This is a genomic window from Streptomyces sp. CHD11 (assembly GCF_018638295.1).
Lineage (GTDB): Bacteria > Actinomycetota > Actinomycetes > Streptomycetales > Streptomycetaceae > Streptomyces.
In genome coordinates this window covers 19,705-41,514 of sequence record NZ_JABTTS010000037.1, presented here as the reverse complement: position 1 = coordinate 41,514, position 21,810 = coordinate 19,705, and the positions used below count along the sequence as shown (strand labels likewise).

Below are 21,810 nucleotides of genomic sequence, written 5' to 3'. Positions count from 1 at the left end.
GGGCCTGCCCGGGGGGCTCACTTCAGCAGGCGGGAGAGCCTTCGGTCGGCCAGTGGCCTGCCGCCGGTCTGGCAGGTCGGGCAGTACTGCAGCGAGGAGTCGCTGAAGGAGACCTCGCGGATGGTGTCTGCGCAGACCGGGCAGGGCTCGCCGGTACGGCCGTGGACCCTGAGGCCGCTCTTCTTCTCGGACTTCAGCCGTCCGGCCGCGACGCCCCGGGAGCGTTCCACCGCCTCGGTGAGGGTGGTGCGCAGCGCCTCGTACAGGCGGGTGGTCTCCTCCGGGGTGAGGGAGCCGGCCGGTTTGTAGGGGGACATCCGGGCCGCGTGCAGGATCTCGTCGCTGTAGGCGTTCCCGACACCCGCGATCAGGCCCTGGTCCCGCAGGGCGCCCTTGATGCGGCGGCGCTCCCCGGACAGCAGGTCCGCCAGGCGCCGCTCGTCGAAGTCCTCGGCCAGCGGGTCCGGGCCCAGCCGGGCGATGCCCGGGATCTCCGCGGGGTCCGCCACGATGTACACCGCGAGCCGCTTCTGGGTCCCGGCCTCCGTGAGGTCGAAGCCGGCGCCGGTCTCCAGCGCGACCCGCAGGGCCAGCGGTCCCCTGCCGGGGCGGGGCGGGCCGCTGGGAAGGCGGTCCTTCCAGTGCAGCCAGCCCGCACGGGCCAGGTGGGTGACGAGATACGGGCCGCCGTCCGTCCGGAGGCCGAGGAACTTGCCGTACCGGTGCACGGCGGTGACCTCACGGCCCTCGACGGCTGTCGGCGGCGGGGCGTAGGTCTTCAGGACGCTGATCGCCACGGGCAGCACCCGGACGATCTCGTGGCCGGTCAGGTGCTCGGCGAGAAGGTCCCTGAGCGCCTCGACCTCGGGGAGTTCCGGCATACGTCAAGGGTGCCACCCGGGGCGCCGGTGCTCAGGTCGTCCCGCAGCGGTCCGGCCCCGGCCGCCCGCCCCGCACCCGGCACGGCCCGCCGGGTCCGGGAGCTCGTCCGGCACACGTCACGTAGCCGGCTCCGCACGCGGGAGGCCCGTACGGCGGGCGGTGCGTGCCCCGTGTGAAGGGCGGAACCGCTCCGCGCGGCCGGGGCGGACCGGCGTCCGGCGTGCACGCCCGCGGGCGTGCACGGGGAGGGGGTCAGGACGGGTCCGGGCCCTTGGACACCACGAACTCGCTCCACACGCATTTGCCGCCGCCCCGCGCCTCCACACCCCAGACGTCGGTGAGCATCTCCACCAGGAGGAGGCCCCTGCCCGAGACGCCCGACTCACCGGGCTCACGGCGGCGCGGCAGGGCGCTGGAGGAGTCCTCGACCTCCACGCGCAGGCGCCGGTCCTTGCCGGTGAGGACCCGGAGGGTGACGACCGCGGTGCCCTCGGTGTGCATCAGCACATTGGTGATCATCTCGTCGGCGACCAGTTCGATGTCGTCGGCCCGTTCCCGCGCGCCCCACGCGCTGACCGCCGTACGGATCATGCGCCGGGTCTCGGAGAGCGCCCCCGGATCGCCGGGCGGCACGTACTGCTTGAGCCGGCCGCCGGAGCGCGGGCTGTCCAGGGCGCGGCGGCGCAGCAGGAGCAGCGCCACGTCGTCGTCACCGCCGCGTTCCTCGGCCACGTCGATGAGCCGGTCGGCGAGGTCGCGTACGTCGTCGGGGCCGACGGCGATCAGCGCGCACAGGGTCTTCATACCGTCGTCCAGGTCAGCGCCGGGCTGCTCGACCAGGCCGTCGGTGCACAGCAGCAGGGTGTCGCCGGGGTCGAGCTCCATGGTGCCGACCGGGTAGTCGAGCCCGCCGAACTCCGCGGACAGACCGAGCGGCAGCCCGCCGGGCACGGTGAGCCGCTCGCAGGAGCCGTCGGTACGGCGGACCAGCGGGTCGATGTGTCCGGCCCGCACCATCTGGAGCACGCCGGTGGACAGGTCCGCCTCGGCGTAGAGGCAGGTCGCGGACCGGTCGGTGTCCAGTTCGTTCAGGAAGACGGAGGCGCGGGCCATCACGGTGGCCGGCGGATGTCCCTCGGCCGCGTAGGCCCGCAGCACGATGCGCAGCTGGCCCATGACGGCGGCTGCGTGCGTGTCGTGCCCCTGGACGTCGCCGATGACGGCGCCGACCCGGCCGCCGGGCAACGGGATCAGGTCGTACCAGTCCCCTCCGATGTCCCGGCCGAGGCTGCCGCCGATGGTGGCGGCCCGGTAGCGCACGGCCAGATCGGCGCCCGGCACGCTGGGGATGGTGCGCGGCAGCATGGCCTGCTGCAGCTTCTGGGCGAGGTCCATCTCCTGCTCGTAGAACTGGGCGCGCTGCAGGCTCTGCGCGATACTGCTGCCCAGGGCGACCAGGATGTTGCGCTCCTCGGCGGAGAAGCCGCGCCGGTCGCTGTAGAGCAGGCCCATCGCCCCGATCGGGCGGGCCTGGACGATGAGCGGCAGGTAGGCGGCCGAGGTGATGTCGAGGCCGGTGATGCCCTGCCAGAGCGTGGGGTAGCGCTCGGCGAACTCCTCCGGCGACTCGATGAAGCACGGGCTGAGGGTGCGCACCGCCTCGCTCATCGGGTAGGCCTCGTCCATTCCGGTGATGCGGGTGCCCTCGACGAAGCTGCCGTCGGGCCCCTCGGCGATGAGCCGGATCCGGCCCGCCTCGACCAGCCCCATGACGAGACTGGTGGCGCCCAGATGGGTGAGTCCGTGCGTGTCCTTGAGGGCGTCGATGACCTCCCGCACGGTGCGGGCGTGGGCGAGAGCGGCGGTGGTCAGCTGGACGATGTTGGTCTGCCGGCGGCGGGCGTCCTCCTGCTCGGCCTGTGCGCGGCGGGCCTCGGAGTCGCTGAGCTCCTGGGTGGCGTCCCGGACGATGCCGATGATGCGGCGGGGCCTGCCGGTCGCGTCCCGGCGAATGCAGCCCTGGGTGTGGGTCCAGCGCAGCGCGCCGTCGCGGCGGCGGACACGGAAGTAGGCACCGTAGTTCTCGCTGCCGTTCTTCATCGCCTGGGAGACCGCGGCGTCCAGCCGCAGTGCCTCCGCCGGTGGCATCCGCGTCGACAGGGTCTCGGGCCGGTCGTCGTACTCGTCGGGGCGCACGTCGAAGATCTCGTGCGCCTGGGCGTCCATCTGCAGCACCCCGGCGTCCAGATCCCAGTCGAAGCTGCCCATGCGGTTGAGCACCAGGATCGGATCCGGGTGGTCCGGCCAGTCGTCCGGGAGTGACGGGGGGCTCGCTCCCCGATCGGGCATGGGGCCACTTTGCCAGGATTCACGTGATTCCTCGACCGCTGGGCCTCCTCGCTCCCGCCTCCCTTCCGCGGGATTCCGGCGCCGCCCGGTGATATACGGGGAGTCGCACATGCGCGGCGGGACGACGGTGGAAGGAGCGGGGCCGTGGAGTGGTTCACCGCATCCGAGTACTGGCTGGGCCGGCTGGTCTTCCAGCGGGCGCTGGCCGGACTCTACCTGGTGGCGTTCCTGACGGCGGCGCTGCAGTTCCGCGCGCTGATCGGTGAGCGCGGGATGCTGCCGGTGCCGCGTTTCGTGGAGCGGGTGCCGTTCAGGAGGTCACCGAGCCTGTTCCACCGGTACTACTCGGACCGGTTCTTCGCGGGGTGCACCTGGACGGGCTGTGCGGTGTCGGCGGCGCTGCTCGCGGGGCTGGACTCACTGCTTCCGCTGTGGGGCGGGATGCTGCTGTGGCTGGTGCCGTGGGCGCTGTATCTGTCGATCGTCAACGTGGGGCAGACCTGGTACTCGTTCGGCTGGGAGTCGCTGCTGCTGGAGGTCGGCTTTCTCGCCGTGTTCCTAGGCAACGACGAGGTGGCGCCGTCCGTCGTGGTGCTGTTCCTGCTGCGGTGGGTCCTCTTCCGGGTGGAGTTCGGGGCCGGAATGATCAAGATGCGCGGCGACGCGTGCTGGCGGAAACTGACCTGTCTGGACCACCATCACGAGACGCAGCCCATGCCGGGGCCGCTGAGCTGGTTCTTCCACCATCTGCCGAAGCCGCTGCACCGGGTCGAGGTGGCGGCGAACCATGTCACCCAGCTGGTGCTGCCGTTCCTGCTGTTCGCTCCGCAGCCGGTCGCCTCGGCCGCCGCCGCGCTGATGATCGTCACCCAGCTCTGGCTGGTGCTGTCCGGCAACTTCGCGTGGCTGAACTGGGTCACCATCGTGCTGGCCCTGCCGGTGATCGCGTTCCCGGCCGATCCGCCCCCGGTGCCCGGGGCACCGCTGTGGTACGTGGTGGTCGTGTCGGCGGTGTCCGCGCTGCTGCTCGGCCTGTCCTGGCAGCCGGTGCGCAACATGTTCTCCCCCCGCCAGGTGATGAACCGCTCCTTCGATCCGCTGCACCTGGTCAACACCTACGGGGCGTTCGGCAGCGTCAGCCGGATCCGTTACGAGGTGGTCGTGGAGGGCACGGCGGACGAGGTGCCCCGCAAGGACGGCGACTGGCGGGAGTACGAGTTCAAGGGCAAGCCGGGTGATCCGCGGCGCTGGCCGCGCCAGTTCGCGCCGTACCATCTGCGGCTCGACTGGCTGATGTGGTTCGCCGCGCTGTCGCCCGCGTACGCCGGGCCGTGGTTCGGGGTGCTGGTGGAACGTCTGCTGGAGAACGACCGGGACACGCTGAGGCTGCTGCGCCGCTCCCCGTTCCCCGCGGACACGCCGCCCCGGCACATCCGCGCCCGTCTCTTCCGCTACCACTTCACGACCTGGCGGGAGCTGCGGGAGACGGGCGCGTGCTGGGACCGCACCTACGTACGCGAATTCCTGCCGCCGACCCGGCTGACGGGGACGGACCGGAGGCCGTAGACACGGTGGCGGCGGGAAGGCGGCGGCGCCCTCAGCTCCCGGTCCCGCCCAGGCGTGCCCGCCGCAGCCGCAGGGTCATCAGCTCGAAGGGGCGCAGGCGGACGGTGATCCGGTCACCGTCGAGCGCAGGCGCCTGCGTGTCCGCGAGCGGGCGTTCCAGCAGGTCGGTCACCTCAACGCCGCCGGCCGCGAACCCGGTGGTGAGGGTGGCGCGGGCACGGGCGCCGCAGGCCTCGTGGAAACGGACCACGACGTCACCGCTGCCGTCGTCGGCCAGCTTCACCGCCGTGATCACGACCGCCTCCCGGTCGGCCGTCACCAGGGGCGCGACCTCACCGGCACCGGTGAGCCGCCGCTCGGGCAGATTGACCCGCCAGCCCTCGCGCACCGCGTCACCGATCGAGGCGCCCGGCACCAGCGCGTGCCGGAAGCGGTGCACGCCCTGGTCGGTCTCCGGGTCGGGGAAGCGCGGGGCGCGCAGCAGGGACACCCGGACCGTCGTGGTGATACCGCCGTCGCCGCGGACCGTGCGGGTCACATCGTGGCCGTACGTCGAGTCGTTGACGACGGCCACGCCCCAGTCCGGTTCCTGGAGGTGGACGAAGCGGTGGTTGCACGCCTCGAACTTGGCCGCCTCCCAGGAGGTGTTGGTGTGGGTCGGCCGGTAGAAGTGCCCGAACTGCGTCTCGGACGCGTAGCGTTCGGTGTGCAGGTCGAGCGGGAAGGCGAGCTTGAGGAACTTCTCCGTCTCGTGCCAGTCGACCTCGGTGTCCACCACCAGCCGCCGCTCCCCCGGCGGCAGCGACAGCACCTGGGTGGCCCGGGAGTCCCCGAAGAAGCGGACGATCCGCACCGAGGCGCCGTCGCCCCCGGCCGCCACCTCGTCCGCGTCCGTCAGGTCGGTGACCGTGTTGCGGTAGAACGCGTCGACGTCCCACGCGTCCCACATGTTCGGCAGGTCCGGATGGAGCTGGAGGAGGTTGCCGGCCTGCCCCGGGGCGATGGTCTCCCGGTCCGCCGCGGTGTCGTGGGCGGAGACCAGCAGCCCGCGGGCGTCGATCTCGATCCGGAGCAGGCCGTTGTCGAGGATGTGCCCGCCGCCGGGGCGTGCCGCGAGGGTGGTGCGGCCGTCGTGCGCGGCCGGACGCGCGCCGCCCGCCGGGACGCCCGAGCGGGAGTGCGGGGCCGCGTTGAAGACCAGCGGGACTTCTCCCTCGCCGGCCAGGGCGCGCTGCGCCGCGTCGATGATGCCGGTCAGTTCACCGGCGATCCGGGCGTAGGTGGCGCGGGCCTCGCGGTGCACCCAGGCGATGGAGGAGCCGGGCAGGATGTCGTGGAACTGGTGCAGCAGCACCGTCTTCCAGATGCGGTCCAGGTCCTCGTAGGGGTAGGGGAATCCGGTCCGTACGGCCGCCGTGGCCGCCCACAGCTCGGCCTCGCGCAGCAGGTGTTCGCTGCGGCGGTTGCCCTGCTTGGTGCCGGCCTGGCTGGTGAGGGTGGCGCGGTGCAGTTCCAGGTAGAGCTCCCCGACCCAGACGGGCGGTTCGGGATACTCGGCCTCGGCCTTGGCGAAGAACGCGGACGGGGTCTCCCAGGTCACCGTCGCGGAGCCCTCCAGGTTCCGGAGCCGGGCCGCCCTGGCGACCATCTCGCGGGTGGTGCCGCCGCCCCCGTCGCCGAATCCGGTGGGCGCGAGGGAGTGGCGGGCCGCGCCCTTGTCCTTGAAGTTGCGGACGGCGTGGGCGATCTCGGCGCCCGTCATCGAGCAGTTGTAGGTGTCGACGGGCGGGAAGTGGGTGAAGATCCGGGTGCCGTCGACGCCTTCCCAGCGGAAGGTGTGGTGCGGGAAGCTGTTCGTCCGCGACCAGGAGATCTTCTGCGTCAGCAGGTACTTGGCGCCCGCGGCCTTGATGATCTGGGGCAGTCCGGCGGCGAATCCGAAGGTGTCCGGCAGCCACGCCTCGTCGTTCTCCACGCCGAACTCGTCGAGGAAGAACCGTTTGCCGTGCACGAACTGCCGGGCCATCGCCTCCGAGCCGGGCATGTTGGTGTCCGACTCCACCCACATGCCGCCGGCCGGCACGAACCGCCCGTCGGCGACCGCCTTCTTCACCCGCGCCCACACCTCGGGCCGGTGTTCCTTCACCCACGCCCACTGCTGGGCCTGCGACATGACGAAGACGAACTCGGGTTCGTCGTCCAGCAGGGCGGTCATGTTGGCGGCCGTACGGGCCACCTTGCGTACGGTCTCGCGCAGTGGCCACAGCCACGCCGAGTCGATGTGCGCGTGGCCGACGGCGCTGATGCGGTGCGCAGAGGGGACGGCGGGCGCGGACAGCACCTCGGTGAGCAGTGAACGGGCTCGCGCTGCCGTGCTGTTGACGTCCTGGAGGTCCACGGCGTCCAGGGCGCGGTCCACCGCGCGCAGTATTTCCCAGCGGCGGGGTGAGTCGGCCGGCAGTTCGGCCATCAGCTCGCCGAGCACCTCGAGGTCGATCACCAGCTGCCAGACCGTCTCGTCGAAGACGGCGAGGTCCATGCGGGCCAGCCGGTACTGCGGTTCACCGCCCGCCGTGTCCCGGTCGCCCAGCCGGGTCGGCCGGAAGGGGTGGTAGTCCAGGACGACGGGGTTCGCGGCGGCCTCGATGTGCAGGCGCACCTCCTCCCCGCCCCGGGCGGGCGCGGCGATCCGTACCCACTGGTTGCGGGGGTGGAGACCCTTCACAGGGGTGCCGTCGGGCCGGTACACCAGTCCCTCGCACTGGAAGCCGGGCATGTTCTCGTCGAAACCGAGGTCGAGGAGGGCTTCCACCGTCCTGCCGGCCCAGGCCTCGGGGACGGTTCCGGTGACCCGGAACCAGCTGGTGCCCCAGGGGGCGCCCCAGCGGGCGCCCACCTCGACGGGTCCGGGATCGGCCGCGAGCCCTTCGGCGACGGGGACGGGTTCTCCGGGCGCGTGCCACGCCGCCACCTCGAGGGGCACGGACTCGGGGTACACGGCGGGGCGGACACGCTCGTCGAGGACACGCCTCAGGCGCGCTTCGACCAGGGTGCGGTCGTCATGCATGGGGGCGCTCCATGGTTGAGGGCGGGTGGTCACCAGGGGTACCACTCCCCCGGTGCGTACCCGTTCGAACCAGCGAGGCGGAGCCGGTCCGGCGGACCGTGCCGGACCGGCCCCGGCACGCCCCGCCCTGCCGTGGAGCGCGTGGCGGCGGCGCACGCGCCTCGGCTCCGCTCGGGCGGAGCCCGTCGCCTCGCCGCCTTCCGCCGGCTCGCGGCCGGCCGCACCGGCCCTCGCCCGCCGGTACCCGCGGCAGCCGTCGGCTTCGTCCGGCCGCTCCCGCCGGACCCGGCCCGGGGGCCGTTGGGATCTTGTCGTGACCGGCCGTGAGGGTCTAGGCTCGGCCGGGTGACTGCCGGGTCGGCCATGGGCCATACACGTAAGGCGCTCCCGGCCTCGGTGTGAGGCCGGTGCGGGGGCCGTCCCCGCCCGCGCGGGCCCGTGGCCCGCCGCACGCTCCGCGTTCCCTTTCCCCACCTCGCCCCGCCGCGCTCCCGTGCGCGGCAGCGACCCCGCGCCGCCTCGCGCGGACCCACCCGTGGAAATCGAGACCGGAGACATGTCAGCCATGCCCGAAGCGCCGCACATCGAGCTCAACCACACCGCCGTCTACGCCCGTGACCGCCGCACCTCCGCCGAGTTCCTCGCCGGGATCCTGGGACTGGAGGTCGGCGCCCCGTTCGGTCCGTTCCTCCCGGTCGACCTGGGCAACGGCGTGACCCTCGACTACTACGAGATGCGGGACGAGCCGGTCCAGTCCCAGCACTACGCGTTCCTCGTGCCCCAGGAGCGGTTCGACGCCATGATCGCGCGTCTGGAGTCGGCCGGCGTCACCTACTACGCGGATCCCGGTCACACCCGGCCGGGCCGGGTCAACGATCTGTTCGGCGGACGCGGCGCCTACTTCGACGACCCGGACGGCCACAACATGGAGATCATGACCCGGCCCTACGTCAGGCCCTGACGCCCGTCGGCCTCAGGGCAGGAGCGCCTTGTACATGATGTGCAGGCCGACCCGCCCGTGCCGGGGGTGGTCGAACGCCTCGGGCACCGTGCCCAGGATCGTGAAGCCCATCGAAGTCCACAGTTTCACGGCCGGGTTGGTCTCGACGACGGCGTTGAACACCATGCCCCGGTAGCCGGCCTTCCGTGCCTCGTCCAGGACGTGCCCGGCGAGCAGACGGCCGATGCCCCGGCCGGCCCGGTCCGGGTCGACCATGAAGCCGGCGTTGGCGATCCCCGCGGCGGGGCCCGCGTAGTTCGGTGTGACATACGCGGAGGCGACGACGGTCCCGTCGTCGCCCTCGACGGCGTACACCTGCTTCGCCGGGTTCATCCACAGGGCCCGGGCGTCCTCCTCGGAGGTGCCCGGGTCCCAGGTGTAGGTCTCGCCGGCGGCGACGACACGGTGCCAGAACGGCCAGATGCGCGGCCAGTCGTCGGCGGTCGCTTCCCTGATCAGCATGGGTGCGAGTCTGGCACGCCCACAGGTCGGGGCGGCGTGCGCCGGCTCAGTCGACGCTGGGGAGGATGTGCGGCTCGGCGAGGTCGTCCTCGTAGCCGGCCAGGCGGATCGGGGCCGAACGGGCCCACACGTCGAGACTCCCGAGCTGCCCTGGCCTGCGGCCGGACCGCTCGGGGCGTTCCTTGGGGCGCTCTTCCTGTTTCGTCTGTTCCGGTGTCACCGCGCACTCCTTATGTGTCGGTCACCCTGGGGACGTACCGCGTCGGCCCTGTGCCTGGCGTCCGACGTCCGCTCGGGTCTGATTCGCATGCCGTTCGGACGCGGTGGCGCCGGCAACTCGGGGAGGAGCGGGCCGTTGTGAACCGGCTGGTCCCAGACGGACCGTGGGTGCGGGTAGGACCCTTGCTGCTGTCCGTCGGCATCAGAGTAACCAGATGAGCGACCCCCCGCTCGATGGGGCTCGAAACTGCGGGTAACAATCACGCGACGGGTCGTACGCGATCATCGGTGATATACCACCATTCCGGGAGGAACGCAGCGGATTCATTCACTCATTCGGAGTACATGAGTGTCGACGTTTTCGACAAGGCCGCGTGGTCATGACGCAGTTCGGTTTCCGTTGGCCCGGCGGCAAGCTCGCCATGGTGTGCTGCCGCACGGCAACGGCTGTCTCCCGGGAGGACCGGCGCATGGAACCGCGCACCGTCGAGGAGCTGATGGACCTGCTGCGGGCGTGCCGGGGCACGCGGGAGAACCGCGGCCGTGTCCCGGCCGACGCGTACGAGCACGCCCTGCGGACCGCGGCGCTGCTGCGCCGGGGCCGGCCCGCGGACAAGGAGCTGCAGGTGGCCGGTCTGGTCATGCACCTCGGCCGGCATCCGTGCCCCGGCGACCCGGCGGCGGGCGCCGATCACGCGGCGGACGCGGTACGGGAACTGCTCGGCGCGCGGGTCGCCGCACTCGTCCGCGGTCGTCCCCGGCCGGGCCTGCCGGCNCCTCGGTGAGCGAGCGGAGGAAATAGGCGAGCAGGGAGCCGATGAAGACGATGGACAGCAGACCGCGCAGGGAGGCCTGCCGGCCGGGGACGACCTCGCCGCCCTGCGCACGGCAGCCGAGGAGGCCCGCACCGCCTGTTTCGACGCCGGGGTGCTGGAGGACTGGCGCACCGTGCTGGAACTCCTGGCGGCGCGCACCTCCCGGCTGGGCACGGCGGACTCACGGCCCGTCGGCCACCCCGGTCACCAGCGGCCGGGCGCGTAGTCCTTCAGGAAGACGCCGTACAGGTCCTCGCCCGCCTCGCCGCGCACGATCGGGTCGTAGACGCGGGCCGCGCCGTCGACCAGGTCGAGCGGGGCGTGGAAACCGGCGTCGGCGAGGCGCAGTTTGTCGAAGTGGGGACGCTCGTCGGTGATCCAGCCGGTGTCGACCGAGGTCATCAGGATGCGGTCGGTGTCGAACATCTCCTGCGCGCTGGTCCGCGTCACCATGTTGATGGCGGCCTTGGCGGCGTTGGTGTTGGGGTGTCCCGCGCCCTTGTAGCCACGGTCGAACACGCCTTCCATCGCGGAGACGTTGACGACGTAGGCCCGCCCTGCGGACGCGCGGCGCGCGGCCTCGGCCATCGCCGGACGCAGCGCGCTGATCAGGATGAACGGCGCCGTGTAGTTGCACAGCTGGGTCTCCAGCAGTTCCACCGGCGAGATCTGCTCGATGGTCTGGACCCAGGTGTTGGAGTCGACGACGTCGGGGAGCAGGCCGCCCGCGTCGATGGCGGTGCCGTCACGGTGCCGGACCACGCTGGCGTTCCCCGCGACCAGGGCGAGGTCGGCCACCTTCTGCGCGTCGAGCCCGCTGACCCCGGCGGGCAGCGCGGTCAGTCCGTCGACCGCGCCGGAGTTGAACGCGCCGATGGTGTGGTGGGCGGGCAGCTCACCGGCCGGCAGCGGGGCGCTCTCGCCGTCGACGAGCGCGGCGTACGCGGACGGCAGCCGGCGCACGGTCTGGGTGGCGTTGTTGATCAGGATGTCGAGCGGGCCCTGGTCCGCCACCCGTTCGGCCAGCGCGACGGCCTGGCCGGGATCGCGGAGGTCGATGCCGACGACCTCCAGCCGGTGCATCCAGTCGCCGGAGTCGTCCATGGCCTTGAAACGGCGGATGGCGTCCTTGGGGAAGCGCGTGGTGATGGTGGTGTGGGCGCCGTCGCGCAGCAGCCGCAGCGCGATGTACATGCCGATCTTGGCGCGTCCACCGGTGAGCAGCGCCCGCTTGCCGGTGAGGTCGGCACGGGCGTCGCGCCGGGTCCGGTTCTCGGCCGCGCAGTCCTGGCAGAGCTGGTGGTAGAAGTAGTCGACCTCGACGTAGCGGGTCTTGCAGGTGTAGCAGGAGCGCGGGCGCTGGAGTATCCCCGCGATCCGGCCCTGCTCCACGCGGGAGGAGGGCAGGATGCCCTCGGTCTCGTCGTCGATGCGCTCGGCCGAGCCGGTGGCGGTGGCCTCGGTGACGGCTTTGTCGTGGGCGGTCTTGGCGGCCCGGCGCTCCTGGCGGCGGCGCTGCTTGACCGTGCGGTAGATGTGCGAGGTGGCCCGGCGGACCAGGACCGCGTCCGGGTGGTCGACGTCGAGCTTGTCGAGTTCCTCGAGCACGCCGAGGCAGACGGCGAGCCGCTCCGGGTCGATGCCGGGCCCGTATGCCACCGCGTCCGTGGCCCCGGGGCCGTCCTGTGTCACCGTCATCGCCGCTGCCGCTTCCCGCTCTGCTTCTCGCGGCGCTCCGTTCGCATCCGCTGTCGAACAGCGGATTTTACTTCAGCGACCGGCCACGGCACCAAACCGCGTCCCCCGGTGATCGCAGACGGCGGTCAGCGTGCTCACCTCCTCGCTCAGCGCGACAGCCAGACGGTCGAGGTCCGGGACGGCCTCGCCGTCGGCGACCAGGCCGTAGTGGACGCGCCCCCGGTAGGTGGAGACCGCCACGGCGAGGGAGTGGCCGGGGGCGAGCGGCGCGAGCGGGAACACCGCGCCGAGCGGGTCACCGCCGAGCCTCAGCCCGAAGCCGGGCAGCGGCACGCTGGTGACCAGGACGTCGAACCAGAGCCGGGCGGCCTGGCCGAGCAGCGGGCCGCCGAGCCGGTGGCCCAGCGGCGGCACATGGTCTGCGAGCAGGGCGACGGCCCCCGCGCCCCGGTGCGGGCCGGCGTCCTTGTTGCGGTCCATGGCGGTGCGCACGTGGGTGAGCCGCGCGAGCGGGTCCCGCTCGTCGACGGGGAGCCGCATCAAGTACCCGGAGAGCCGGTTGCCCTGCGGATGGGCGGTGCGCGGCCGGCGCCGGGAGACGGGGATGAGGGCGCGCGGGGCCACGCCCTCGCTGCCGTCGCCGCGCTCGTCGAGCCAGCGGCGCAGCGCGCCGGCGACGACCGCGATGAGCACGTCGTTGACCGTGCCGCCGGCGCTCTTGCGGATGCGGTGGACGTCGTCCAGGTCGATCACCACGCCGGCGGTGCGACGGGTGCCGCTGGGCGCACAGGCCAGCGCGGGCGAGGAGCGCATGTCGAGGGTGGAACGGGCTACGGCGGCGCCGATGTCCAGGGCCCGGCCCGCGTCGGACAGAGCCTCACGGACCAGGCCGGGGACCTCGCGCACGTCCGGGAGGAGTCCGCGCGCGGGTGCGGTGGGGCGGGGCCGGGGCGTGGGAAGGTCCATGGGATCCATCAGCGCGGCGGCCAGGGTGAGGGCGCGCAGCCCGTCGGCGAGGGCGTGGTGGAACTTGAACAGGACGGCGAAGGAGGCACCGTCCTCTCCCGGCAGCACATGGGCCTCCCAGGGGGGCCGGGTGCGTTCCAGCGGGTGACCCATGAGCCGGCCGGCCGCGGTGTGGAAGTCGGCGGCCGGCGGGTGCAGCCGGACGTGGTCGAGGGGATCGAAGCCGGGGGCGGGCTCCCGGGCGGCGCCGCCGAAGGCGAGCGACCGGCGCACCACCGAGGCGAGCGGCTGCCGGAGCGCGCCGGCGAGGGGTTCGCCGGGGCGCGGCCACGGCATGCGCAGCGCCGACAGCGGGCGCCGCAGGCCGAGCGGCTGCCAGGTGTCCCGGATCCGCATCCGCAGTCCGGGGACGGCGGCGGCCCGGGAGGCCAGCAGATCGGCCGCGTGGGCCGCCGCGGACGGCGAGCCGGCGGAGAAGACGCCGAGCGCCGCGAGGTGCATCGGGTGACCGGCGGACTCGATGTTCCAGAACGCCAGGTCGAGAGGGGCGAGCGGGTCTGCGGTCATGAGCGGGGCCTCGCGTCGACGACGGAAACGGATCAGCAGTCAATCGCTCCCGGCCGATTACGGTCAAGTACGATCTGGTGACACATAGTCAACACCATGTGACGCCTTCGCTCCTTGGTGCCGGTGCGGCGAAAGGGGGCGGCGGCCCGGGAAAACGGGGCGGCACGGGGGCGTCCACCGCCTCACGGGTGACGGACACCACCCGGACGGGCGCGGCCCACCGGGGGCACCGTCCGGTGGTTCAGGGGTCCGCGCCGCCGGTCCTCCCGCGACATGGACGGCCCGCCGGTCCACCCGCGACGCGGACGGCCCGCCGCCCGGAGGCGACGCTCCGCTCTTCCACGGACTACGGCACCCGCTGGCCCTTGCCCAGCGCGATGACGCCGCCCTTGGACACCGCGTACAGCTCCGCGTCCCGCTCCGGATTGACGCCGATCGTGGCGCCCGGCGGCACCTCGACGTTCTTGTCGAGCACCGCCCCGCGCACCACCGCGCCCCGCCCCACATGCACGTTGTCGTGCAGGATCGACCCCTGCACCACGGCACCCGGATCGACCACCACGCCCGGGGACAGCACGGACCGGGTGACCTGACCGCGGATCAGGCAGCCCGCGCTGATGATCGACTCGCTCGCCATGCCGCCCGCGTTGAACCGGGCCGGGGAGAGCTGGCCGGAGTGGGTGTAGACCGGCCACTGCCGGTTGTAGAGGTTGAACGCGGGGCGCTCGGCGATCAGGTCCATGTGCGCCTCGTAGTACGCGTCCAGCGTGCCGACGTCCCGCCAGTAGCCCTGGTCACGGCTGGTCTCGCCGGGTACGTGGTTGGAGCTGAAGTCGTACAGGTGGGCCTCGCCCCGCTCGGTCAGCTGGGGCAGGATCGATCCGCCCATGTCGTGCACCGACTCCTCGTCCTCGGCGTCCCGGTGCAGGGCCTCGATGAGCGCCTTGGTGGTGAAGAGGTAGTTGCCCATGGAGGCGAACACGCATGCGGGATCGTCGGCGAGTCCGGGCGGATCGGCCGGCTTCTCCAGGAAGCCCTCCACGGTCTGCCCGTCCGGACCCGGGGTGATCACTCCGAAGGCGGAGGACTCCGAGCGGGGCACCCGGATCCCGGCCACCGTCACCCCGGCGCCGCTCTCGATGTGCTGGGCCAGCATCTGGCGCGGGTCCATGCGGTACACGTGGTCGGCGCCGAACACGGCCACGTACTCGGGCTGTTCGTCGTACACCAGGTTCAGCGACTGCAGGATGGCGTCGGCGCTGCCCAGGTACCAGCGGGGGCCCAGGCGCTGCTGTGCGGGGACCGGGGTGACGTAGTTGCCGAGCAGGCTGGACATCCGCCAGGTGGTGGTGATGTGCCGGTCCAGCGAGTGCGACTTGTACTGGGTGAGCACGCAGACGCGCAGGATGTCGCCGTTGACCAGGTTGGACAGCACGAAGTCGACCAGGCGGTAGGTGCCGCCGAAGGTGACCGCCGGTTTGGCGCGGTCCGCCGTGAGCGGCATCAGGCGCTTGCCCTCGCCGCCCGCCAGCACGATTCCCAGGACCGAAGGACCACCACGACGCATGGCCGCTCCCCTCACGCCGATTTTCCCAAGACTGCCCCCGACGGACCGGACTAAGCCTGTTCGAGGATCTCCTCGTAGAGCCCGGCAGTCCGCCGCGCCACCGCGTCCCAGCCGAACTCGGTGACCGCGCGCTCCCGTCCCGCCTCACCCATCCGCCGCGCGGCGGCCGGATCGCCGAGGACCGAGTCGAGCGCCTGCGCCAGGCTCGCCTCGAAGGTGTCGTCCGCGTCCACGAGTACCCCCGTGGAGCCGTCCGCCACGACTTCCGGGATGCCGCCGACCCTGGAGGCGACCACCGCGGTGCCGCACGCCATGGCCTCCAGGTTGACGATGCCGAGCGGCTCGTACACCGAGGGGCACACGAACACGGCCGCATGGGTGAGCAACTGGATCACCTCCGGGCGCGGCAGCATCTGCGGAATCCAGTGCACGCCCTCGCGTGCCCTGCTCAGCTCCTCGTACAGCTCGCGGAACTCGCGGTCGATCTCGGGAGTGTCGGGGGCGCCGGCGCAGAGCACCACCTGTGCAGCCGGGTCGATGCCGCGCACCGCCCGCAGCAGATGGGGCACCCCCTTCTGCCGGGTGATCCGGCCGACGAACAGCACGTACGGGCGGGAGCGGTCCAGGCCGATCCGGTCCAGCGCGTCGGTGGCGGGGTCGGGGCGGTACAGGGCGGTGTCGATGCCGTTGTGCACGATGTGCACCCGCCCGGGATCCAGGGTCGGGTAGCAGCCGAGGACGTCGTCGCGCATGGCGCCGGACACCGCGATGACCGCGTCGGCGGCCTCGACGGCGGTGCGCTCGGCCCAGCTGGACAGGGCGTAGCCGCCACCGAGCTGTTCGGCCTTCCAGGGGCGCAGCGGCTCCAGCGAGTGGGCGGTCATCACGTGCGGGATGCCGTACAGCAGCTTGGCGAGGTGGCCGCCGAGGTTGGCGTACCAGGTGTGGGAGTGGACGAGTTCGCGGCTCTGCAGGGCGGCGGCCATGGCGAGGTCGGCGGAGAAGGTGCGCAGGGCCTCGTTGGAGCCGTCGAGCGCGGTCCAGGGACGGTGGCGCAGCACGCCGTCCGTCCGGCCCTCGCCCCAGCAGTGCACCTCGAGGTCCATCAGGGATCTCAGCTCCCGGGCGAGGAACTCCACGTGCACCCCCGCGCCGCCGTACACGTCCGGGGGGTACTCCCTGGTCAGCAGTCCCACTCGCACGTGCGAACCCCCTGTCTGAGCGGACCTTGTCCTCATGGTCACCCAGATGAGGCGCGTGGGGAAGAGCGGGGCGGCCGTACGAGGCAGCAGTCGCCGCACAGGCCCCCGCCGGGCACCCGGTAGTACAGGCAGCAGCTGCGGCGCCTGAAGGCGGTGCCGGTGAGGGTTCCGGTGCCGGCGAGCAGCGGGTCCGCAAGAAGTTCACGGGCCAGGGAGCCTGCCCGGGCGGCGACGTCCGTACGGCCGTGCCTGCGCCCCCAGCGGTCCAGCTCACGGGCGGCGCCGGCCAGCGCGGAGGCCGCGTTGCCGCGCAGCAGTCCGGGCGCGAGCGGGTGGCGGGAGCGCAGGGCGGCGGCGAGGGGCTGGAGGTGGCCGTGCAGCACCAGTTGGGCCATGGCCGCCGCGTCGGCGGCGGGAAGCGGGCGTACCTCGGTCAGCCACAGGTCGTCGGGGGCGCTGCCCAGGGGGTCCCAGCGCAGCAGTCGCGGGGCGAGGTCGGGGACGGCGCCGCAGAGGGCGGCGGAGCCGAGGGCCACGGACCACAGGCGTGCGGCGAGCCCCTGCTGGGCCACCGACGCGGCGACCCGGGCCTCGGGGGTCCGCAGGGCTCCGGCCACCCGGTGGATCCGTGCGGTCAGGGCGTCGTCCGGTCCGTCCGGGCGCCGGGGGCCGTATGCCTGGGCGAGCGTCGGCAGACGGCGGCCGGGAACTTCACCCGTGCGCAGTACGTAGAAGCCACCGAGGCGGTGAAGGGCCGTGAGGCAGGAGTCGAGGTCCACGAGGTGCAGTAGTACCAAGCCGCCTAAGGGAAGCAACTAGGGGCCCTCCCTCGCAGGGCACCCACCCAGGGGATGACGGGGCGGCCGTCGTACTCCATCGGCAGTAGGACTCATTGAGTGCTCAGGGACGACGACGGGAACAGCCCGAGACGGCATCGTGTTGGGTATGAGAGCCGAACGTTCGCCGAGCCCGGTCCACCGCACCGGTCCTGCGCAGAGGAGCAGCCGATGAGCGCCCTTGCGTTGTCCGTGCTGCTGTCGTTCGTCTCTGCCGTGGCGTACGCCGGCGGAGCGATCGTGCAGGAGCAGGTCGCGGTGTCCTCACCCGGCACGCAGCAGTACGCGCCGCTGCGCAGGCCGGGCTGGTGGGCGGCGGTCGCGCTGAACGGCCTCGGCGGACTGCTCCACGTGGTGGCGCTCGCCTACGGCCCGCTGAGCCTCGTGCAGCCGCTGGGCGCGCTGACCATCGTGTTCGCGCTGCCCATGGCCGCGCTGTTCGTCGGCCGCAAGGCCGGGGCGACCGCATGGCGGGGCGCCATCATGGCGACGGTGGGTCTCGCGGGTCTGCTCGCCCTGGTCGGCTCGGCCGAGGCCCGGTCGCTGGACACCGCGCAGCGGGTCACCGCGGCGCTGGTGACGGCCGGTGCGATCGTGGCTCTGATGATCGCGGCGCGAACCGCGCACCGGCATCCCGCGGTGCGCAGCATCCTGCTGGCCACCGCGTCCGGTGTCGCCTTCGGTATGTCCTCCGTCTTCACCAAGACCGTGGCGGTCGACTGGACCGGTGGGGTCTCGGCGGCGAACGTCCCGTCCCTTGCCGTGATCGGCGTTCTGGCCACGGCCGGGATGCTGTTGTCCCAGGCGTCCTACCGCGGGGCCGGCCTCGCGGCGCCGCTGGCCATGCTGACGGTGGTGAACCCGGTGGTCGCCGCCGCGGTCGGCATCACGATGTTCGGCGAGACCTTCCGCTACGGCACGACGGGCACGGTGCTCGCGCTGAGCTGTGGTGTGGTGGCCGCGGGCGGGCTGATCCTGCTCACGACGGAGCGGCTGGCCCGCGAGCACCAGGAGGCGGCCGGAACGGCCGGCGCCGGAGTCCTCGTGCCGGAGTCCGGGACCGCGGCGGTTCCCGCCCCCCGGCCCGAGCCGGCCGTCGCCGCCCGGTCCGGGTCGGTGGTGACAGGGCGTCCGGGGACGGAGCCCGCCGAGCGGGGCGCGGCGGATCCGGCCGAGCTGTTGCTGGCCGAACTCGCGCTTCCCGATAACGTACGGCTCGTGGCCCTCCCCGTTCCGCCGGCGGACAGCCGGGCGGACGGCCCCGGTCCGGCTGCCCTGGTACCGATGGTGTCGTACGCGCCGTTCTACGGTGGCCCGTATGTGCCGGTGCCGGCGGTGGACCGGCACCGGACACGCGTCAAATCCTGACCCCGCCCGCCCGCAGGTAGGCGACGGGATCGACATCCGATCCGAAACCGGGCCCCGTCCGCACCTCGAAGTGCAGATGCGGGCCCGAGCTGTTTCCCGTCGAACCGGAGCGTCCGATGCGCTGCCCCGCGCCGACGGACTGGCCGCTCTTCACCGAGATCGCCGACAGATGCGCGTACTGGCTGAAGCGTCCGTCCGCGTGCCGGACGACCACCTGGTAGCCGAACGAGCCTTCCCAGCCCGCGCTCACCACGGTGCCGGCCCCGACCGACTTCACGGGCGTGCCGGTGGGGACGGGGAAGTCCACGCCGGTGTGGTAGCCCTTCGACCAGGCGGAGCCCGCCTTGTGGTAGGGCGTGCCGAGCGCGGCGCTGACGGGCGCGACGCGGTCCCCGCCGCTCTTGGCGGTGCGGTCGGCACGGTCCTCGGTGCGCTTCTCGGCCTTCTTCTCGGCCTTCTTCTCGGCCTTCTGGGCCGGCCCGGCTGACTTCTTGCCGGTCTTCCCGTCTGTATTCCTGTCCGGCCGTTTCTCCTTCTGCTCGGCCGGTTTCCTCTCCGGCGGCTTCGCGGGAGCCTTGGCCGCGCCGTCGGGCAGGGCGAGGCGCTGGCCGGGGACGATCAGGTCGGGGTCGGCCCCGATGGTCGAGCGGTTGGCCTCGTAGAGCCCCCGCCAGCCGGCCCGGAGCCGCTCCTCCTCCGCGATGCCGGAGAGGGTGTCGCCGCGGACCACCGTGTACATCTCGGCGCGGCCCGCCCGGGACTGGGGCGTGGTGTGCGGCTTGACGTCATCCACGGAGGACCGGTCGGACCGGTCCGGCTTCTTTCCGGCGGCCGGCCGGATATCGGGGGTGCCGCCTCCCGCTGTCAGTCCCGCCCGCACCGAACAGACCGGCCAGGCACCGGGACCCTGGCCGTCGAGAACCTTCTCGGCGACGGCGATCTGCTGGTCCTTGGTGGCCAGATCCGCCCGCGGCGCGTACCGGGCGCCACCGAACGCCTCCCAGGTGGACTGCGTGAACTGGAGCCCGCCGTAGTAGCCGTTGCCCGTGTTGATGTCCCAGTTGCCGGTGGACTCGCAGGCGGCGACCTTGTCCCAGGTCTCCACGTCGGCGGCCTGAGCGGCGCCGGTTCCCATGAGCGGGAGCGCCATCCCCGCACCGCCCGCGGTGACGGTGAGCGAGGCCCGGTTGATTCTGTTCGGCTGATACCGGCGGTGCCTGCCGCGCGCGGCCATGGAATCCCCCTCGACTTTGCGTCAGGAGGGGCAAAAGTAAGCGCTGCGAACCAGCCGTGACAAGGCGGCTATCGGCCGCACGGATGCGCCGCACGGCCGGGAATCTCCGCTCCTGGCACCCTTTTGCTCCGCAGGAGCGTGTGTGCGCGGGCGGATGCGTCCGTCCGCGGGGCACGCGGGAGCGTGCGCCGGGTGGGTACGCCGGGTGGGTACAGCGGTCCGGGGTGCCGGCCGCCGGGTACGGCGGCTGAGTACGACGGGTGCCTTCGCCCGTATGTGCCTGCGCGGTGCCTGAGCACCCGCGCGTGCGCCCACGAGTACGGCACGTCAGGATGGTCGGCGTAGGACTTGCGGGCGTCGACCGGCAGCACCGTCACACCGGCAGTACCGACAGCAAGGTCACTAGGAGCCACCCTTATGAGCAGTTCAGCGCAGATCGGCGTCACCGGGCTCGCGGTCATGGGCCGCAACCTCGCACGCAACTTCGCCCGCAACGGTTACACGGTCGCGGTGCACAACCGCACCTCGGCGCGCACCCACGCGCTGGTCGACGAGTTCGGCGACGAGGGGAACTTCGTGGCGGCCGAGACGGCCAAGGAGTTCGTGGCGGCGCTGGAGCGGCCGCGGCGGCTGGTCGTGATGGTGAAGGCCGGTGAGCCGACGGACGCGGTGATCGAGGAGTTCGCCCCCCTGCTGGAGCCCGGGGACATGATCATCGATGGCGGCAACGCGCACTTCGCCGACACCCGACGCCGGGAGAAGGCGCTGCGCGAGCAGGGCATCCACTTCGTCGGCATGGGTGTCTCCGGCGGCGAGGAGGGTGCGCTGCACGGCCCCAGCATCATGCCGGGCGGTCCGAAGGAGTCCTACGACTCGCTCGGCCCCATGCTGGAGAAGATCTCCGCCAAGGCGGCCGACGGAGCGCCCTGTGTGACGCATGTGGGTCCGGACGGTGCCGGGCACTTCGTGAAGATGGTGCACAACGGCATCGAGTACGCCGACATGCAGCTGATCGGTGAGGCGTACCAGCTGCTGCGCGATGTGGCCGGGTACTCCCCCGCGCGGATCGCGGAAATCTTCCGCACCTGGAACACCGGGCGGCTGGACTCGTATCTGATCGAGATCACGGCCGAGGTGCTGTCGCACGTGGACGCGGCCACGGGCATGCCGTTCGTGGACGTGGTGGTGGACCAGGCGGAGCAGAAGGGCACGGGACGCTGGACCGTGCAGATCGCGCTCGACGTGGGCGTGCCGGTGTCGGGCATCGCCGAGGCCGTGTTCGCCCGCTCGCTCTCCGGCCATGCGGCGCTGCGTGAGGCCTCGCGCGGGCTGGCCGGGCCGAAGTCCACGCCGATGGGCGAGTCGGAGGCGTCGGCGTTCGCGGACCGCGTGGAGCAGGCGCTGTACGCGTCGAAGATCGTGTCGTACACCCAGGGCTTCCACCAGGTCGCCGCGGGCAGCGAGGAGTACGGCTGGGGCATCGACCTCGGCGCGGTGTCCGCGATCTGGCGCGAGGGCTGCATCATCCGGGCGGCCTTCCTCGACCGGATCCGCGCCGCCTACGACGCGCGGGCGGACCTGCCGAGCCTGCTGTCCGACGAGACGTTCGCGCGGGAGATCGCGGACGCGCAGGACGACTGGCGCGAGGTCCTGATCGCGGCAACGCGTCAGGGTGTGCCGACTCCCGGTTTCGCTGCCGCCCTCGCCTACTACGACGCGCTGCGCGCGGAGCGTCTGCCGGCCGCGCTCACCCAGGGGCAGCGCGACTACTTCGGCGCGCACACCTACCGCCGCACGGACCGCGACGGTTCCTTCCACACGCTGTGGGGCGGTGACCGGTCGGAGGTGTCCGCGTAACAGGGACTGTCGGGGTGACTGTCGTGTCACGGTGCCGCGGCCTGGACCGGCTCGCGGCACCGTGAGTCAGCGCAGCGGCGGTCCGGGCTCCGGGTCCGGGACCGGTTCTGGGCCCGGGGGGATGGGCGACGGGGACGGCTCGGGGGGACCCGGGT

15 protein-coding genes and 1 pseudogene are annotated in these 21,810 nt (G+C 72.5%); 4 read left to right on the top strand and 12 right to left on the bottom strand.

Annotation, left to right across the window (positions count from 1 at the left end; all coding sequences use genetic code 11):
* Positions 1 to 17 precede the first annotated feature (17 nt).
* Positions 18 to 881: an Fpg/Nei family DNA glycosylase gene (locus tag HTV45_RS29700; RefSeq protein ID WP_215208991.1), complete on the bottom strand. Its 864-nt coding sequence runs from the start codon at positions 879 to 881 to the stop codon at positions 18 to 20.
* A gap of 253 nt (positions 882 to 1,134) precedes the next feature.
* The gene (locus tag HTV45_RS29695; RefSeq protein ID WP_215208990.1) at positions 1,135 to 3,231 is read right to left on the bottom strand and encodes a SpoIIE family protein phosphatase; all 2,097 of its coding nucleotides are present in this window, start codon (positions 3,229 to 3,231) and stop codon (positions 1,135 to 1,137) included.
* 144 nt (positions 3,232 to 3,375) lie between these two features.
* Between HTV45_RS29695 and HTV45_RS29690 the strand changes: the two genes are divergently transcribed.
* A complete protein-coding gene (locus tag HTV45_RS29690) occupies positions 3,376 to 4,797 on the top strand; it encodes a lipase maturation factor family protein (protein ID WP_215208989.1) in 1,422 nt (473 codons plus the stop codon).
* Between the two features lie 31 nt (positions 4,798 to 4,828).
* Here HTV45_RS29690 and HTV45_RS29685 read toward each other — a convergent pair whose 3' ends face one another.
* Positions 4,829 to 7,864, bottom strand: coding sequence for a glycoside hydrolase family 38 C-terminal domain-containing protein (locus tag HTV45_RS29685; protein WP_215208988.1), 3,036 nt, complete (start codon positions 7,862 to 7,864; stop codon positions 4,829 to 4,831).
* Positions 7,865 to 8,429: 565 nt separating this feature from the next.
* On the opposite strand from HTV45_RS29685, the gene HTV45_RS29680 reads away from it, so the two are divergent.
* A complete protein-coding gene (locus HTV45_RS29680) occupies positions 8,430 to 8,825 on the top strand; it encodes a VOC family protein (protein WP_215209034.1) in 396 nt (131 codons plus the stop codon).
* A gap of 12 nt (positions 8,826 to 8,837) precedes the next feature.
* Here HTV45_RS29680 and HTV45_RS29675 read toward each other — a convergent pair whose 3' ends face one another.
* The 8 genes and pseudogenes from HTV45_RS29675 to HTV45_RS29645 all read right to left on the bottom strand — a co-directional run bounded on the left by HTV45_RS29675 (position 8,838) and on the right by HTV45_RS29645 (position 17,157).
* Positions 8,838 to 9,326, bottom strand: coding sequence for a GNAT family N-acetyltransferase (locus HTV45_RS29675; RefSeq protein WP_215208987.1), 489 nt, complete (start codon positions 9,324 to 9,326; stop codon positions 8,838 to 8,840).
* A 46-nt stretch (positions 9,327 to 9,372) separates the two neighbouring features.
* Positions 9,373 to 9,546 (bottom strand): hypothetical protein, encoded by a 174-nt coding sequence (locus HTV45_RS29670; protein WP_215208986.1) that lies wholly within the window; start codon positions 9,544 to 9,546, stop codon positions 9,373 to 9,375.
* Between the two features lie 770 nt (positions 9,547 to 10,316).
* Positions 10,317 to 10,409: pseudogene (locus HTV45_RS34575) on the bottom strand (EamA/RhaT family transporter); the annotation flags it as partial.
* A 155-nt stretch (positions 10,410 to 10,564) separates the two neighbouring features.
* Positions 10,565 to 12,058 carry an SDR family NAD(P)-dependent oxidoreductase gene (locus HTV45_RS29665; RefSeq protein ID WP_215208985.1) on the bottom strand — a complete coding sequence of 498 codons (1,494 nt, stop codon included), beginning with the start codon at positions 12,056 to 12,058 and terminating at the stop codon, positions 10,565 to 10,567.
* Between the two features lie 72 nt (positions 12,059 to 12,130).
* The gene (locus HTV45_RS29660) at positions 12,131 to 13,591 is read right to left on the bottom strand and encodes a wax ester/triacylglycerol synthase family O-acyltransferase (RefSeq protein WP_215208984.1); all 1,461 of its coding nucleotides are present in this window, start codon (positions 13,589 to 13,591) and stop codon (positions 12,131 to 12,133) included.
* A 346-nt stretch (positions 13,592 to 13,937) separates the two neighbouring features.
* Positions 13,938 to 15,158, bottom strand: coding sequence for a glucose-1-phosphate adenylyltransferase (glgC, locus tag HTV45_RS29655; RefSeq protein WP_215208983.1), 1,221 nt, complete (start codon positions 15,156 to 15,158; stop codon positions 13,938 to 13,940).
* 50 nt (positions 15,159 to 15,208) lie between these two features.
* The gene (gene glgA, locus HTV45_RS29650; RefSeq protein ID WP_215208982.1) at positions 15,209 to 16,360 is read right to left on the bottom strand and encodes a glycogen synthase; all 1,152 of its coding nucleotides are present in this window, start codon (positions 16,358 to 16,360) and stop codon (positions 15,209 to 15,211) included.
* Between the two features lie 38 nt (positions 16,361 to 16,398).
* The gene (locus tag HTV45_RS29645) at positions 16,399 to 17,157 is read right to left on the bottom strand and encodes a (2Fe-2S)-binding protein (protein WP_215208981.1); all 759 of its coding nucleotides are present in this window, start codon (positions 17,155 to 17,157) and stop codon (positions 16,399 to 16,401) included.
* Positions 17,158 to 17,367: 210 nt separating this feature from the next.
* Here HTV45_RS29645 and HTV45_RS29640 point away from each other — a divergent pair, with 210 nt between their 5' ends.
* Positions 17,368 to 18,564 (top strand): DMT family transporter, encoded by a 1,197-nt coding sequence (locus tag HTV45_RS29640; protein ID WP_215208980.1) that lies wholly within the window; start codon positions 17,368 to 17,370, stop codon positions 18,562 to 18,564.
* Here HTV45_RS29640 and HTV45_RS29635 read toward each other — a convergent pair.
* Positions 18,554 to 19,798, bottom strand: coding sequence for a transglycosylase family protein (locus HTV45_RS29635; protein ID WP_215208979.1), 1,245 nt, complete (start codon positions 19,796 to 19,798; stop codon positions 18,554 to 18,556). The genes HTV45_RS29640 and HTV45_RS29635 overlap by 11 nt on opposite strands.
* Before the next feature lie 417 nt (positions 19,799 to 20,215).
* Here HTV45_RS29635 and gndA point away from each other — a divergent pair, with 417 nt between their 5' ends.
* Entirely contained in the window at positions 20,216 to 21,655 is a 1,440-nt protein-coding gene (gene gndA / locus HTV45_RS29630) for an NADP-dependent phosphogluconate dehydrogenase (RefSeq protein WP_215208978.1), read from the top strand.
* Positions 21,656 to 21,810: the final 155 nt, after the last annotated feature.

What these genes read in the sequence shown, in the direction of transcription:
- HTV45_RS29695 (WP_215208990.1), bottom strand. Translation starts at nt 3,231, where the DNA reads ATGCCCGATCGGGGAGCGAGCCCCCCGTCACTCCCGGACGACTGGCCG.
- HTV45_RS29635 (WP_215208979.1), bottom strand. Translation starts at nt 19,798, where the DNA reads ATGGCCGCGCGCGGCAGGCACCGCCGGTATCAGCCGAACAGAATCAAC.
- HTV45_RS29685 (WP_215208988.1), bottom strand. Translation starts at nt 7,864, where the DNA reads ATGCATGACGACCGCACCCTGGTCGAAGCGCGCCTGAGGCGTGTCCTC.
- HTV45_RS29660 (WP_215208984.1), bottom strand. Translation starts at nt 13,591, where the DNA reads ATGACCGCAGACCCGCTCGCCCCTCTCGACCTGGCGTTCTGGAACATC.
- HTV45_RS29640 (WP_215208980.1), top strand. Translation starts at nt 17,368, where the DNA reads ATGAGCGCCCTTGCGTTGTCCGTGCTGCTGTCGTTCGTCTCTGCCGTG.
- HTV45_RS29700 (WP_215208991.1), bottom strand. Translation starts at nt 881, where the DNA reads ATGCCGGAACTCCCCGAGGTCGAGGCGCTCAGGGACCTTCTCGCCGAG.
- glgC (WP_215208983.1), bottom strand. Translation starts at nt 15,158, where the DNA reads ATGCGTCGTGGTGGTCCTTCGGTCCTGGGAATCGTGCTGGCGGGCGGC.
- HTV45_RS29675 (WP_215208987.1), bottom strand. Translation starts at nt 9,326, where the DNA reads ATGCTGATCAGGGAAGCGACCGCCGACGACTGGCCGCGCATCTGGCCG.
- HTV45_RS29665 (WP_215208985.1), bottom strand. Translation starts at nt 12,058, where the DNA reads ATGACGGTGACACAGGACGGCCCCGGGGCCACGGACGCGGTGGCATAC.
- HTV45_RS29680 (WP_215209034.1), top strand. Translation starts at nt 8,430, where the DNA reads ATGCCCGAAGCGCCGCACATCGAGCTCAACCACACCGCCGTCTACGCC.
- gndA (WP_215208978.1), top strand. Translation starts at nt 20,216, where the DNA reads ATGAGCAGTTCAGCGCAGATCGGCGTCACCGGGCTCGCGGTCATGGGC.